Origin of the sequence: Blastochloris viridis, assembly GCF_001402875.1 — a bacterium.
Classification (GTDB): Bacteria; Pseudomonadota; Alphaproteobacteria; order Rhizobiales; family Xanthobacteraceae; genus Blastochloris; species Blastochloris viridis.
Genome location: NZ_CP012946.1, coordinates 2,650,788 through 2,665,123, shown reverse-complemented (window position 1 = coordinate 2,665,123; position 14,336 = coordinate 2,650,788). Strand labels below are relative to the sequence as shown.

Here is a 14,336-nt window from a genome sequence, read left to right as displayed (position 1 = left end):
TCAGGCGCTGTCCGGTCGATCGGGCCGGATGTCCGATCAGGCGGCCACGCCTTGGAAGCCCGGCTCGACTGCGCGCGTCAAATCGAGCGCGGCGGCCGGTTCGGGCCGCCCGAACAGGAAGCCCTGGCAGAAATCGATCCCCGCCTCGCACAGCAGCTCGAACTGCTGGCGGGTCTCGACGCCCTCTGCGGCAGTGGCCACGCCGAGGCAGCGCGTCAGCGTGATCATCGACGACACCACCGCGGCGGAGTCCGGGCGCTTGGCCATGTTGAGGGTGAAGGAGCGATCGATCTTCACCGTGTCGAACGGGAAGGTGGTCAGGTAGCTCAGCGAGGAATAGCCGGTGCCGAAATCGTCGAGCGCGATCGACACGCCGAGCGCCTTGATCCGGCTGACCTCATTGACGTTGTCCTGGCCAGCCAGGAACACGTTCTCGGTGATCTCGATCTCCAGCCGCTCCGGCGGAAAGCCGGTCTCGGCCAGCGTCTGCGCGATCGCCTCGGCCAGATCGGGCTGGTGGAACTGCGACGGCGACAGGTTGACCGACAAGGTGGTGTCCTCCGGCCACGCCGCGGCGTCGCGGCAGGCCTGCCGCAGCACCCAGCTGCCGATCGGCTCGATCAGGCCGGCCTCTTCGGCGACCGGGATGAAATCGCCCGGCATCAGCAGCCCGCGGTGGGGATGGCGCCAGCGCACCAGCGCTTCGGCACCGCTGATTCGCCGCCGGCGGATATTGACGATCGGCTGGTAGTGGAGCTCGAACTCGCCCTTGACGAGGGCTTCGCGCAGCTCGCCTTCGAACTGCTGGCGGGCACTCGCCACGTTCATCAGCTCAACGTCGAAGATGCTGTAGCCGCGCCGGCCTTCGCTCTTGGCGCGGTAGAGCGCGAGGTCGGCGTTGCGGATCAGCTTGTCCGGGTCGGTGCCGTGCTCGGGCGCCAGCGCGAGCCCGATGCTGGCGCCCACCGTCACCGTCTGCCCGCCGAGATTGAACGGCGCGGCGATGCAGGCGACGATCCGCTCGCAGAATGCGGTCGCGGTCTGGCGCTGGTCGGTGCCGCCGGTCAGGATGATGGCGAACTCGTCGCCGCCGAGCCGGGCGAGGATGTCGGTTTCGCGCACCGCCGCCCGCAGCCGCTCGGCGGTCTGCTTCAGCAGCATATCGCCGGCGGGATGGCCGAGCCGGTCGTTGACCAGCTTGAAGCGGTCGAGATCGAGCATCAGCACGGTGAACTGCTCGCCGAACCGCCGCAGCCGCGCCCCGGCTTCGGCGATTTTCTCCGAGAAGGCGGCACGGTTGAACAAGCCGGTCGATAGGTCGTGGCGCGCCATGTAGGCGATCCGCATCTCGCTGCGGTGGCGGTCGGTGATGTCGTCGTGGGCGGTCATCCAGCCGCCGTCGGCCATGCGGTTGCGCCGGATTTGGATGGCGCGGCCGTCCGGCAGCAACTGCACCTCGGACTGCTTGTTGGCGATGTCGGCGACGTAGTGCTGGGGCGCCTCGCCCGAATAGGTGCCTTTCTCCAGGCGGATGTGGAGAAGCTCCTCGAGCGAGGTGCCGGGGACGACCTCCTCCGGCATAAGACCGTAGATCTCGGCGAACCGCATGTTGGACACCACCACTCGCAGGTTCGCATCGAGCAGGCAAAGGCCCTGCGAGACGTTGTTCATCGCCGCGTCGAACCGCATGTTCGCGGCGGCGAGCGCGTTGCTCTGTTCGAGCAGGCTGGTCTCGGAGCGGTGCAGCCGGCGAATCTGGCCCAGCACGATGAGGTGGAGGACGCAGGCGAACACCAGGATGGTCACGGTGCCGACCGCGATCGAGGCGGCTCGGCTGTTCCAGCGCGCCAGCATCTCCTCTTCCGAGATGCCGACATTGAGCACCAGCGGATAGTCGCGCAGCGGTCGCGCCGCGAACCAGCCCGGCTGGCCGTCGAAATAGCCCGGCGAGCGGTATTCGCCGCCGCCCTTCGCCATGGTCTCGTACCAGGGTGAGCTCTTCGGAACGGTCGTGCCGATGGCGGTGGCAAGGTCCGGGAACCGCAGGATCACGGTGCCGTCGCGGCGCAGCAGCGCCATCCGCACCCGGCCGATCGATTGGATCGGCGCGTAGATGCTCTCGAAATAGCTGATGTTCATCGGGATCAGCAGCGCGCCGATGAACTCGCCGTTGCGGCCGATGATGCGGCGCGCGAACACCAGGTTGGTCGCGCCGGTGACCCGGTTGACCAGCGGCAGCGAGATCACCAGCCCGGGGCTGTTGCCGTCCTTCAGTTCGCGGAAATAGTCGCGGTCGGCGATGTCGGCGGCGTTGCCGTCGCGATAGCTCATGGCGAGCGGATTGCCACTGGCGCCATAGACCAGGGCGCCGTGCACCTGCGGCAACCGCGCCAGCCGCTGGTCCATCAGGCGCCGGAAGTGGGGGCTGGCCACGAACTTCGACAGCTCGCCCTCGGTCGCGGCCGACGCCAGCGCGATGTGCTCGAGCAGGTCGACCAGGGTGATGTCGACCGATTGGATCGACCGCTCGACCTCGCCGCCGAGCACGGTCGAGAGGTTGCGAACGTGGGCGACGCTGTCGTCGATGACGTCGGAACGGAACTGCCAGGTGGCGATCCCGACCGCGACGACCGCCGCGAGCAGCAGTGCGGCGACACCGGCGGTGATGCCACGGGTCGACAGTCGGGTCAGCCGGCTCAGCACGGACACAGCCATCGCAACCTCGCCGGCTGGGCGGGGACGACGCGGGACGCCTGATAGACATCAACCGCAGGCGGCTGGGAGGTTTGCTGCCGAAGCACCATCTGACGCATCCGAATGCCCGTTCTCGACCCGTTCAAATAGGCCCGGCGTTCGAATGCGGGGACGCTACAGCTTGGGGCGCCGTCTATTAATATCGTTTGAAATTGCAAAGATGCACCGTTACCGCAACAAAAGACCGTGAATTTTCTTCCATCGCGTAACGGAAACCTGTCGGCATGCAGTTGAAAATTCGGCCGCTGGGCCACGCAAAGAGTCAATCGAACGAGAATTGAATCAAAATGTCAGGATTGCGCGGCCATCGATTTTGTTGTTTTCCCGAGGCGCGATCCCGAACGAAGAAGATAAAACGATAGAATAATGTTAGAATTATTGCGATAATTTCATCGTTCGTGTTTTGGTATGTCGCCAGAGTTGCTTGTTAATCGCCTCTTAGGCGTCGTATGCGGTGAAATAAAATCTCTATATATAGCACGTTGCATCCGAGCGTCCTGCGGACGAGTCGGCGATTTGCCATGTCTAGTTCTAGGTTTTCGTGTATAAATCCGTTCAACCGAAGCGGCGAGCTCGCCGCCCGCGGGCTAAACAGAAACCGTGCGCACTGCGCGCCACGGCGCCTTGGCGTCTGTTGTCCGATGCCGCCCGGCCGCGGCGGAGACCTCGCGCCGTCGCCCCGGACAAGCGGCCAAGCCGCGCGATCGAACCCATGATGCTGTTTCCGGGAGATCCCTTCGGGATCCCGGAAACAGGTTCGCGAAAATCCCTTTGCAAAGAAGGGGATTTTCGGCGACCGGAATACGGTTCTCCGGCCTGATCGGCCGGAGAACCGTATGATCCGCGAGGCTTGCCGTCGTCCGCATCGCCCCTCGCTGCGCGGCATCGCTCGCGCTGCCGTTGCCGGAAACGTCGCGGATCATGGGTTCGGAGTCTCAGCTTCGCTTCGCCCGGAACGACCGGCGGTTTCATCCCCGGCGGGTCGGTTCTTCCGGGGGCAAACCGATACCAACAGCGGCGACAGCCGGCCGTTGAAACTCACAGATTTTCGTGAAATCATTGATTCCAAGGACGAAAATCCGCGAGTTTCAACGGCCCGTGCGTCAGCATCCGGGGCTGCTTTCAGCACTCGCAGCAAAACCGGCATCCGGTTTCGCGAAGAAGAACCGATAAAACAAAACCTGGAGCAACCGACCTGGTCAGATCGGATGCGCTAATATTAGCTGGAGCCGTCGCTCAGCAGTGCCGTGAGCTGTTCGACTTTGCGCTCGATCGAGCCGCCATGCGGCATCTTGCCGACCAGCCGGCCGTTGCGGTCGACCAGAAAAACGCTGGCGGTGTGGGTGAAGGCGTAGTTTTTGCCGGTACCGGTCTTCTTGAAGATGGCGCGAAACGTCCAGGCGACCTTGGCGATCGCCTCCGGCGTGCCGGTTAGGCCGACGATGCGGGCATCGAAATTCTGCCCGAGGTAGGTCTTGAGCAGCGCCGCGGTGTCGCGCTCGGGATCGACCGAGACGAAATAGACCTTGAGGTCGCGGGACCCGGCCACTCCGGCGGCGTCGAGCCGGGCGAGCGCGTCGGTGAGGTCCGCCATCGAGGTCGGGCAGATATCCGGGCAATAGGTGTAGCCGAAATAGAGGGCGTAGGGCCGGCCCTTTAGCGTCTCGCCGCCGACCGGCTCGCCGGTATGTGTGGTCAGCGTGGCACCCCAGCCACCGTCAGCGGCCGGGTCGGCGGCAGCCCGTTGCGGCCACAGCGCCGTCGCGGTGCCGGTCAGCCCGGCGGCGGTCGCGGCCAGCGCGAGCTGGAGCAGGTGTCGGCGGCGGAGGCGAGTGTTGCGGTCGGTCGAGGTCATGGCTGTCCGGGATTCACGCTGCAAATCGGAGCCGCCACGCCGTGGGGCGCGGCAGCGCGTCATAGGGGTGTCCGTGGCCGAAAAATCCCGCTCTGACCGAGGCGTTTTCGGCGCGCTTGTCTCCGGGGTTGCGACGGGGGATCCCAGAAACCGTATCCGGCGGCGTCAGTGCCCCTTGTGGTCGGGCGTGCCGCCCTGGTGGCCCGCCGGGGCCTTGCTGCCGCTGGCGCCGACCGCGCGCACGGCGTAGCGCACGTCGACAGTGCCGGCCTTCTCGAACCGCAGCGTGCCGGTCAGGGTGGTGCCCTCGACCAGCTGCTGCTTCAGGTCCATGAACATGATGTGGTAGCTGCCCGGCTTGAGCTCGACCGAGCCACCCGGCGGAATGGCCAGCCCGTCGGTGAGCGGGCGCATCTTCATCACGTCGCCCTCCATCTTCATCTCGTGGACCTCGAACCGGCCGGCCGCCGGCAGCGAGCCGCCGATCAGGCGGTCGGGGGCGGTGCCCTTGTTGTCGATGCGCATGAAGCCGCCCGCGACCGGCGCACCTTGCGGCGTGGCGCGCGCCCAGGGCTCGGTGATCACGATGTCGCCGACGACGATCTGGTCGGCGTTGGCCGAGGTGGCGAGAACGACGGCGGCAACGGCGGCGAGTGCAAAGCTGCGAACGATCATGACAGTCCCTCGAAAATGAAACGATGCGAGACGAAAGTCGGGCTCAAACGGCGTTCGGCCACGTGAGCCGGAGACCGGCGGTCGGGTGGCGGAATTCCCGCTCCGGACCGGGATTTCGCCGCGTTGTGTTTCCTCACACGAATTCCGGCGCGGTCGGGCCGATCGCGACGGGATCGCCCGGAAACCCTATCAGATCCCGCCAACCGAGCGGCGCCTCGGCGCGGCGTCGGCGCGGCGCGTCCACCGACCGGCGGCCGCCAAAGGTTGATTGTCACCCCATGAAGAACAGCGACACCCAACTGGTCAGGCCGACCGCGACCGCGAGCGAAGCGGCCGCGGTGGCGGCGAGGCGGCGGGGGAGGGCGCGGGCGTGCGTGCCGGCGTGAACGCCGGTGATCTGCCATGCCAGCACCATGCACCACAGCGCGGCGCCGGCCAGCAGCAGTGCGCGGCCCTCCGGCACGAACGGCGGATCGAACCCTTCCGCCCGCAGCATGGTGATGGTGAGGGCGGACAGGCCGAGGAACACGCCGCACGCCCCGAGCGGAATCAGGCACTGGGCGAGGTGGTGGAACCGCGCCGACCGCCACCGCCCGAGCGCGCGCGTCGCCAGCGCCAGCGCCGCGAGGGCCGAGCAGGCGATCACCGCCGCGGTGCCGAGCACGAACACGATCAACGTGATGCCGTCGGCCGGCACCATCACGTCGTGCTGGTCGGGATAGTTGGTGAGGATCCACCACGGCAACACCGGCTGGATCAGCCACATCGCGTCGTGCGCCACCGCCCATTCGGCGAGGGTCTGCTTGATGGCGATGAAGACGTCCGAGGTGGTCCACAGAAATGCGCCGGTGGCCACCCCCATCAACGCCACCACCAGCATCACCGTTTCCCACGGCTTGGGCTCGGCGCCGGCGACATGGACGATCTCGTGGTTTGGCGAACGGCGCTCCAGCACGATGGCATCGCGAAAGCCGCTGCAGCGCCCGCACATATGGCAGTCGCTGGCGCCGCGCATCACCCCGATCGGCACCATCGGCGCGCAATTGACGGTTTCCTTCGCCGTGCCGGGAGCGCGCCGATAGCGCCGCCACGCCTGCTGGTCGGTGCGGAAGTGCAGCGGCGCCAGCTTGGCGAGCAGCCGGAACACCCCCGACACCGGGCACAGGAAACGGCACCATACCCGCTTGTCGCGGCCGTAGAGGAGGCCGATGCCGGCGGCCAGCACCGTCGAGCCGCCGAGGATGATCACCACCGGCAGCGGGTACTGATAGACGCTGGTCATCTGGCCGTAGATGGTGGTGACGATGAAGGCGAGGATCGGCCAGCCTTTCCACATGAACAACCGCGGCGTCGCAAGGCCGAAGCCGTGGCGGCTCGCCCGCTCCGACAGCGAGCCTTCCGGGCACAGCAGGCCGCACCACACCCGCCCCACCAGCACGGTCGACAGCAGCACGCCCGGCCACCAGATGCCCCAGAACGTGAACTGCGCCAGCAGCGTGACGTGGCTCCAGATGTGCGAGGTGCGCTCCGGAAGCGGCACCAGCGTCGGCACCACGATCAGCGCCATGTAGAAGAACAGCACCGACCATTGCGCGATATGGATGGCGCGCTGGTGGTCCCTCAGCCATTCGCCGATGCGGCGCAGCGCGACGTCGATCGGCCGCGCCGCCTTCGGCGCGGCGCCGGGAGCGCCGGGCGCAAGGCGGTGCGGGTCGAGGTGCTGCAACGGATATCGACGGCCTACGCGGTTGGCCGAGCGGTCGCGGTTATCGAACGCGGCGTCGAGAGAAGCCATAGCACCACCACCCAATATCCAACGAACGCGATCACCTCGATGCCGACCGGGCGGGCGCGATAGCCCGTCAGCGCCGACACCATGCCGCCGACGGTGCCGCCGTCGGACAACAGCCACGAGGTGTCCCACAGCTTGCCGGTGAGCGCCGGCAGCAGTTCCAGGTCGATCAGGATGCCGATCCCGGTCATCAACAGCGCGGCGGCGAGGAACAGCAGCATCACTTCGGTGACGCGGAAGAACACCCGCCACGACAGCACCCGGCCGCCAAGCTGCAGCAGGCCATAGGTGGCGAGCGCCAGCGCAAAGCCGACCGCAGCGGCGCCGATCAGTGCCAACAGGCCCGATCCGGAGCCGGCCGACAGCGTGCCATAAAGGAAGATCGCGGTTTCGCTGCCCTCGCGCGCCACCGCGATCAGGGCCAGCACGAACACGCCCCACCAGCTCGACTGCGCCGCCGCCTCGCTCAGCGAGGTCTCGAGTTCGCGCTTCAGGGTGCGGCCGTGGCGGCGCATCCAAATCACCATCTGCACGATCAGCGCTGCCGCCACCAGCACCACCGTGGCCTGATAAGCCTGCTGGGTTTCCTCCGGCAGGGTGTCGCCCAGCGTCACCAGGGCCCAGCCGAGCAGCACCGCCACCACCAGCCCGGCGCCGACCCCCGACCACAGATAGGCCTTGGCCCGGCCGACGCCGGCGCCCTGGTGGGTGAGCCACGCACTCAGGATGCCGATCACCAAAAGGGCCTCGACGCTTTCGCGCCAGATGATGAAGACGACGTTGCCGAGTTGGCTGCTCACGGGACCGCTCGCAAAGGGTTGTTCAGTTTCCGGATGATCAACTCGTGACCGAAGGAAACGATCTCGCCGAAAAATCCTTGATCCAGAAAGGATTTTTCGGCGAACGGACTGTGGTCTCCGGCTTGAGTGGCCGCAAACCGAATTACTTCGCCACCAGCAGCGCCGGCGGTGTGTCGAGATGGAAATCGTCGAAGAAGTGGTACTCGCCGGGGTCGAGGTTCTTGATCACCATCGAGGTGGTGACGCCGGGGGCGATGACCTTTTCCTTGCGCAGCTCGACGCTCTCGAATTCGGCCGGCGTGGTGCCGGAATTGACCAGCTCGAGCTTGAAGCGGGTATTGGCCGGCACGTCGAGCCGCTGCGGCGTCATCTTGCCGTCGCTGAACTCGATGCGGAACACCGGGTCATCTGCTCGCGCCGGAACGGACGTCGCCGCCACGACGAGCGTGGCGGCGACGAAGCCGGCGAGCAGCCTCGACACGAGAGCGGGGCTGCCGAGTGCCATCAATAGGCTCCCTTCTTGCCGAAGCCGGCAAAGGTGAACTCGTAGTCGAGCGTGAACGTCTTGAACCACGGGTCGACGCCGGTTTCCTTGTCGGTGTGGCGGTGGAAGGCGGCGCGCGGGTTCTCGCTCGGGGGCGCGATGATGAGCTTCAGCTTGTACTTGCCGGGACCTTCGAGCTTGACGTTCTCGCCGTAGTGCGGGCCGTCGCTCGCCACCATGGCGAGGAACTCGCCCTTGATCGGGGTGGTCGAGCCGTCCTTGGTGAGCTCGTAGGTGATGAACAGGTACGGCACCCAGTCGCCATCGGCGAAGCCGTTCTTGTTGCTCTTGGTGGCCTTGATATCGGCCTCAAGGTGGATGTCGGCGTCCTTGATGTCGCAGGCGCCGTCGGGGTCCATCGTCACCGGCTGCAGGTAGACGGCGGCGACCTCGAGGCCAGCCTGAACCTTCGGCTTGCCGATCGGGTATTCCTTGGCCGAAGCGCTAGAGACGGCCAGCGCGAGCACCAAGCCGGCGGCGAGACAGGTCAGTTTCTTCATCGACGATCCCCCAAAGTAGGAATGAGTGGCGAAAGCATTATCGCGCACTCAAAGCAGCGTCAATGAATTAGCCAGTTTGGCGTCATTCTAAAAACGTGAGCACAAAATATTGCTCGATGTGATCCAATAAATAATCAAAGACGTGAAAGCTGTCGTCGAGTCACGGTCGGCGTCATCTTGATGAGATATTATGTATTTCGGAATTTTAAGGGAGCTAAAGGTCGCCAACTTTAAGAGAGTCAGGCCTTGCTTCTCCCGAAAAACCGAAAAATGTTGCGATATATCGTCGGTTTGGTCGAGGATGCCCTGCATTCCTTTGGGTCTCGTGGCGCAATAATGGCGGGATCATGGCGTAGCCGTAACATTCCGGACCCGCCGCGCCGGGGCGTGCTGCCGGCGAGCAGATACCGGCGCGGCGTTCGTTTGCGAACCTCGATCAGTCGGCGACGCCGGCGAGATCGTCCAGGCGCGCCAGCACCCGCTCCGGATCGAGGCCGTCATACTCGGCCGGGGCGTTGGTGCGGTTGATCCAGATCGGGCGGAAGCCGAACGCCGCCGCCCCGGCGACGTCCCAGCGGTTGGACGACACGAACACGATGTCGCCGGCCGCGCAGCCCAGCGCGTCGACGGCGAGGGTGTAAACTTCCGGTCGCGGCTTGTAGAGCCGGACGGCATCGACCGACAGCACGTGGTCGAGCAGGTCGCCGAGTCCGGCGCCGCCGACCGCGTCGCGCAGCATGTCGGGCGAGCCGTTGGACAGAATCGCGGTGGCGTGCCCGGCGGTGCGAAGGCGGGCGAGGGCGGTGCGGGCATCGGGATAGGCGTCGAGGGTCCGGTACGCCGACAGCAGCGCCGGTTTCAGCGCCATGTCGGCTCCAGTCGCCGCCAGCGCGAAGTCGAGCGCCCGCTCTGTCAGCTCCCAGAACGGCCGGTAGCGGCCCGCCAGCGTCAGTACCCAGGAGTATTCCAGCTGGCGCTGGCGCCAGATCGTGGCGAGCTCGGCCGCGCGCGGGCCGACCTCGGCGTCATAACGCCGCACCGCGGCATTCACGTCAAACAAGGTGCCGTAGGCATCGAATACGAAAGCCCGAACCGTCATGCCGTTGTTTCCTCGCGCAAATCTCGGAGAGCGCGTCCCGAATGGCCCGCGCGGCGCGATGGTGCCGCAAAGCGGTTTCAAGCGAAAGCGTCACAGCTCCACCAAGGGCAAGGAAGACACATCCATTTCGGCCGGCGATGCGATCGCGCCGGCGAACGCGCGGACGCCAAAGCGGAATCGGCGCCGGCAACCGGTGTCGTCAAAGGAATTTATGCCCAGCCGTTGCAACCCAGCACACAATTGCCGGTGCAGGAGGCACCGACATGGACGCAAAGGGCATTCGCGATCACCGCGCCGGCCGCATTCGCGCGTTCCGGCTCGAAGACATCGGCGATATCGCCGATAACCGGGTGGTGGCGTACGAGCGGTTTGCCGCGACCGGCGCCGCGACGCGGGCGCTGCGCGCCGAACGCCGCTGCAGGGGCGGCACCGGCTACGACCTGGTTCGGCATATCGGGCTGATGCGTCGCCAAAAGCGGCAACTGCCGCCGGACTGCAAGGGTGGCCGCCTCAATGCAGAATAGGTTAACTGATCCTTACCGGGCGTCGCGACGACTATCCCTCGTCTCGCGCTGGCCGGTCGAACCCGGCCAGCGCCTGCGGCAATAGGACCTTGATCTTAAACCAACGGTGGCGGCGGCCGGCCGTTGGTTTCGATCGCAAACTTCGTGAAATCATTGATTTCAAGGACGAAAAACTGCGAGCTTCAACGGCCCCGTGCGTCAGCATCCCGGGCCGTTGGTATTAAACGAGGAAAAGGCGGCCATGAGGCCGCCCATTCCCTGCGGACGCAAAATGCAAAAAGATCAGCGGCCCTTGCGGCGGCGCTGCTGTCCAAGGCCCATCTGCTTGGCCAGTGCCGACCGGGCGGCAGCGTAGTTGGAGGCGACCATCGGATAGTCGGGGGCGAGGCCCCACTTCTCGCGATACTGCTCCGGCGTCAGGTTGTATTGCGTGCGCAGGTGGCGCTTCAGCGACTTGAACTTCTTGCCATCTTCCAGGCAAATGATGTAGTCGGGCGTGACCGACTTTTTGACCGGGACCGCCGGCTTCAGAGGCTCGGCCGGCGCCTCGGCCTTGCCGCTCGAAACCTTCAGCAGCGCGGCATACACGTCACTGATGAGATTTGACAAATCCCCCGACGCCACCGAATTGTTGCTCACATAGGCGGAGACAATGTCGGCGGCGAGTTCGATGAAATTCGACGAGCTGGAACTGTCGGTCATGTTCTCGGTGTCCTTCTAGTGCGAACCTCTGTAAGGACGCGGAGGCTCGCCCAGCGACGGCGACGCTTACTGACCCCAACGCCCACTCTGCTGATATGCGACGACGGGCGTCGAATCGAGCATTCTGTGTTCTGGTTCTTCTAAACTATATATTCCGGGAACTTTCAAGGCGTTATTTCTGCCGAAGCACGATTGTGCTTTCGGTATGCGCTGCCGATAAGCTTTTCCAAATCGCTCACACCAGTGGCGGGTGTAAAGTGTGGTACTACCTGTCCATCGACATTCGCATGACAGGTTTCTTGTGCAACCGCCCGCGCCGTGCTTGACGCCCTTGACGCCGCGCGGCAGCAGGCCGCCCCGGACCCGCCCGGACTGGCTGAACCGGGCCGGCACACTAGGTTGATGGAACGAATCGGAGCCCGCGCGCCGTCGCTGCCCAGAGAAATCGTCCGCTGTAGCAAAGCGTTCGGACGAGGCGGGCGGGATGGCGTCGCGGCCTCCGGACAACGGTTCCATTTGTCGTGTTCGCTGAGGTGCTTTGATGAATCAAACGAAATCAGCCGGTGGCTCGCCGCGCGTCGTCAAGAGCGAGGCGGAGTGGCGTGCGATTCTCACCCCGGAACAGTACGAGGTCACCCGCAACCACGGCACCGAGCGCGCCTGTTCGAGCCCGCTGAGCCATGAGACGCGGGCTGGAACCTTTGTCTGCGTGTGCTGCGGCGCATCCCTGTTCCGCTCCGGCGCCAAGTTCGAGTCGGGCACCGGTTGGCCGAGTTTCTTCGAGCCGGTGGAGGGCGCCGTGACCGAGTACGACGACCGCTCGTTGTTCATGCATCGCACCGAGGTGCGCTGTGCCGCGTGCGACGCTCATCTCGGCCACGTCTTTCCGGATGGACCGCCCCCGACCGGGAAGCGCTATTGCATGAACGGCATCGCGTTGCGGTTCAGTCCGGACGGAGCGTCCGATGCGGCGTGACGAGACCGGTGGCGAACCGGTTGCACCGGTTGCGGTGCGGCGGCCGACCAGCCGCGAGGTTCATGGCGAGACGCTGACCGACGATTACGCCTGGCTGCGTGCCGACAACTGGCAGCAGGTGCTGCGCGATCCCGCCCAGCTCGATCCGGCGATCCGCGCCCATCTTGCCGCTGAGACCGCCTATGCCGAGGCCATGCTGGCGGGGGAGGCCGGTCTGCGCCGCACGCTTGTCGCCGAGATGCGCGGCCGCATCAAGGAGGACGATGCCACGGTGCCGGCGCCGGACGGGCCGTTCGCCTATTTCGTTCGCCACCGCGACGGCGGCCAGCATCCGCTGGTTTGCCGCACCGCGCGGGCGGGCGGGGCGGAACAGGTGCTGCTCGACGGCGACGCGCTGGCCGCCGGCAAGGCGTTCTTCCACCTCAGCGGCTGGCGCTGGTCGCCCGACCATCGCCGCCTTGCCTTCTCGGCCGACGACACCGGCTCGGAGTTCGATACGCTGCGCATCCGCGATCTTGCCTCCGGTGCCGACCTTGCCGACACCGTGCCCGATACCGATGGCGGCGCGGTGTGGTCGGCCGATAGCACCGCGATCTATTACGTCCGCCGCGACGCTCATCACCGGCCGTCCAAGGTCTATCGCCATCGCCTCGGCACCGACGCCAGCGCGGACGAACTGGTGTTCGAGGAAAGCGACCCCGGCCTGTTCGTCGGCCTCACCGAGACCCAGGCGCAGCGGCTGGCGCTGATCACCGTCGGCGACCATGACACCGCCGCGGCGATGGCGCTCGATTTGTCGGATCCCGCGGCGAGGCCGCGCCTGCTGGCGCCGCGGCGAACCGGCGTGCGCTATTCGGTCGAGCACCATCCCGATCAGGGGCTGTTCTACATCCTCACCAATGCCGATGGCGCCGAGGACTTCAAGGTTGCGGTCGCGCCGGTGGCGACGCCGTCGCCGGACCATTGGCACGATCTGGTGCCGCACCGTCCGGGCACGCTGATCCTCGACATCGCGCTATTCCGTCGCCACCTCGTTCGGCTCGAGCGCGAGGACGGACTGCCGCGGCTGATCGTGCGCGAGCTCGAAACCGGCATCGAGCACGCCGTTGCCTTCGCCGAGGACGCTTATTCGCTCGGCCTCGACGCCGGCCACGAGTTCGACACCACCCAGGTTCGCTTCGTCTACTCGTCGATGACCACACCGGCCGAGACCTACGACTACGACATGGCGAGCCGGGCGCGGGCGCTGCGGAAGCGCCAGGAGGTGCCCTCCGGCCACGATCCCGCCGCCTACGTCACCCGCCGCCTTCATGCGACCGCGCCAGACGGCGAGCGCGTGCCGATCACGCTGCTCTATCGCGCCACGACGCCGCTGGACGGCACCGCGCCGTGCCTCCTCTACGGCTACGGCGCCTACGGCATCTCGATGCCGGCGGGCTTTCAGACCGCGCGACTGTCGTTGGTCGACCGCGGCGTCGTCTATGCCATCGCCCACGTCCGCGGTGGCACCGAGAAGGGCTGGCGCTGGTATCGCGAGGGCAAGCTTGCGGCGAAGACCAACACCTTCACCGATTTCATCGCCGCGGCGGCTCATCTGGAAGCGGCCGGCATCGCCGCCAAAGGTCGGATCGTCGGCCATGGCGGGTCTGCCGGCGGGCTGTTGATGGGGGCGGTCGCCAACATGGCGCCGGAGCGGTTCGCCGGCATCATCGCCGAGGTGCCGTTCGTCGATGTGCTGGCCACCATGCTCGACGACACCCTGCCGCTGACGCCGCCGGAATGGCCGGAGTGGGGCAACCCCATCGCCGACCCGGCGGCGTTCGCCACCATCCGCGCCTATTCGCCGGTCGACAACGTCGCGGAGCAAGCCTATCCCGCGATCCTGGCGCTGTCGGGCCTCACCGACCCGCGGGTGACCTATTGGGAGCCGGCGAAATGGGTGGCGAAGCTGCGCGCCGCCACCACCTCGGGCAAGCCGATCCTGCTGCGCATGAACATGGACGCCGGGCACGCCGGCGCCGCCGGCCGGTTCGACCGGCTGGAGGAGATCGCCTGGGCCTACGCCTTCGCGCTCAAGGTCGCCGGACGATAACAGCGCGACGGGTGGCGCGAACC

The 14,336-nt window shown here is 66.2% G+C and carries 13 protein-coding genes; 4 read left to right on the top strand and 9 right to left on the bottom strand.

Annotated elements, in window-relative coordinates; genetic code table 11:
• Positions 1-36: 36 nt before the first annotated feature.
• A complete protein-coding gene (locus BVIR_RS11665; RefSeq protein ID WP_055037818.1) occupies positions 37-2,715 on the bottom strand; it encodes a bifunctional diguanylate cyclase/phosphodiesterase in 2,679 nt (892 codons plus the stop codon).
• Between the two features lie 875 nt (positions 2,716-3,590).
• Between BVIR_RS11665 and BVIR_RS16910 the strand changes: the two genes are divergently transcribed.
• Positions 3,591-3,971 (top strand): hypothetical protein, encoded by a 381-nt coding sequence (locus tag BVIR_RS16910; protein ID WP_145911985.1) that lies wholly within the window; start codon positions 3,591-3,593, stop codon positions 3,969-3,971.
• Positions 3,972-3,973: 2 nt separating this feature from the next.
• On the opposite strand, the gene BVIR_RS11660 is transcribed toward BVIR_RS16910, so the two are convergent.
• From BVIR_RS11660 to BVIR_RS11630, 7 genes are all read right to left on the bottom strand, one after another.
• Positions 3,974-4,609 (bottom strand): SCO family protein, encoded by a 636-nt coding sequence (locus tag BVIR_RS11660; RefSeq protein ID WP_055037817.1) that lies wholly within the window; start codon positions 4,607-4,609, stop codon positions 3,974-3,976.
• Between the two features lie 165 nt (positions 4,610-4,774).
• On the bottom strand, positions 4,775-5,284 hold the full coding sequence (locus BVIR_RS11655) for a copper chaperone PCu(A)C (protein WP_055037816.1): 510 nt from the start codon (positions 5,282-5,284) through the stop codon (positions 4,775-4,777).
• Positions 5,285-5,555: 271 nt separating this feature from the next.
• Positions 5,556-7,079: a 4Fe-4S binding protein gene (locus tag BVIR_RS11650; RefSeq protein ID WP_082417061.1), complete on the bottom strand. Its 1,524-nt coding sequence runs from the start codon at positions 7,077-7,079 to the stop codon at positions 5,556-5,558.
• Positions 7,025-7,876, bottom strand: a complete 852-nt coding sequence (locus BVIR_RS11645) for an FTR1 family iron permease (RefSeq protein ID WP_055037815.1) — start codon at positions 7,874-7,876, stop codon at positions 7,025-7,027. The genes BVIR_RS11650 and BVIR_RS11645 overlap by 55 nt, the downstream gene beginning before the upstream one ends.
• A 142-nt stretch (positions 7,877-8,018) precedes the next feature.
• Positions 8,019-8,381, bottom strand: coding sequence for a cupredoxin domain-containing protein (locus BVIR_RS11640; protein WP_055037814.1), 363 nt, complete (start codon positions 8,379-8,381; stop codon positions 8,019-8,021).
• Positions 8,381-8,920, bottom strand: a complete 540-nt coding sequence (locus tag BVIR_RS11635) for an iron transporter (protein ID WP_055037813.1) — start codon at positions 8,918-8,920, stop codon at positions 8,381-8,383. The genes BVIR_RS11640 and BVIR_RS11635 overlap by 1 nt, the downstream gene beginning before the upstream one ends.
• A 436-nt stretch (positions 8,921-9,356) precedes the next feature.
• Entirely contained in the window at positions 9,357-10,019 is a 663-nt protein-coding gene (locus BVIR_RS11630; protein ID WP_055037812.1) for a haloacid dehalogenase type II, read from the bottom strand.
• A 263-nt stretch (positions 10,020-10,282) separates the two neighbouring features.
• Here BVIR_RS11630 and BVIR_RS11625 point away from each other — a divergent pair, with 263 nt between their 5' ends.
• Entirely contained in the window at positions 10,283-10,543 is a 261-nt protein-coding gene (locus BVIR_RS11625) for a hypothetical protein (RefSeq protein ID WP_055037811.1), read from the top strand.
• Between the two features lie 282 nt (positions 10,544-10,825).
• On the opposite strand, the gene BVIR_RS11620 is transcribed toward BVIR_RS11625, so the two are convergent.
• Positions 10,826-11,245: a Ros/MucR family transcriptional regulator gene (locus BVIR_RS11620; protein WP_055037810.1), complete on the bottom strand. Its 420-nt coding sequence runs from the start codon at positions 11,243-11,245 to the stop codon at positions 10,826-10,828.
• Between the two features lie 541 nt (positions 11,246-11,786).
• On the opposite strand from BVIR_RS11620, the gene msrB reads away from it, so the two are divergent.
• Both msrB and BVIR_RS11610 read left to right on the top strand, forming a co-directional pair.
• Complete coding sequence (gene msrB, locus BVIR_RS11615; RefSeq protein ID WP_055037809.1) at positions 11,787-12,221, top strand: peptide-methionine (R)-S-oxide reductase MsrB; 435 nt, start codon at positions 11,787-11,789, stop codon at positions 12,219-12,221.
• Positions 12,211-14,313, top strand: a complete 2,103-nt coding sequence (locus tag BVIR_RS11610; RefSeq protein ID WP_082417059.1) for a S9 family peptidase — start codon at positions 12,211-12,213, stop codon at positions 14,311-14,313. The genes msrB and BVIR_RS11610 overlap by 11 nt, the downstream gene beginning before the upstream one ends.
• The last annotated feature ends 23 nt before the right edge of the window (positions 14,314-14,336 follow it).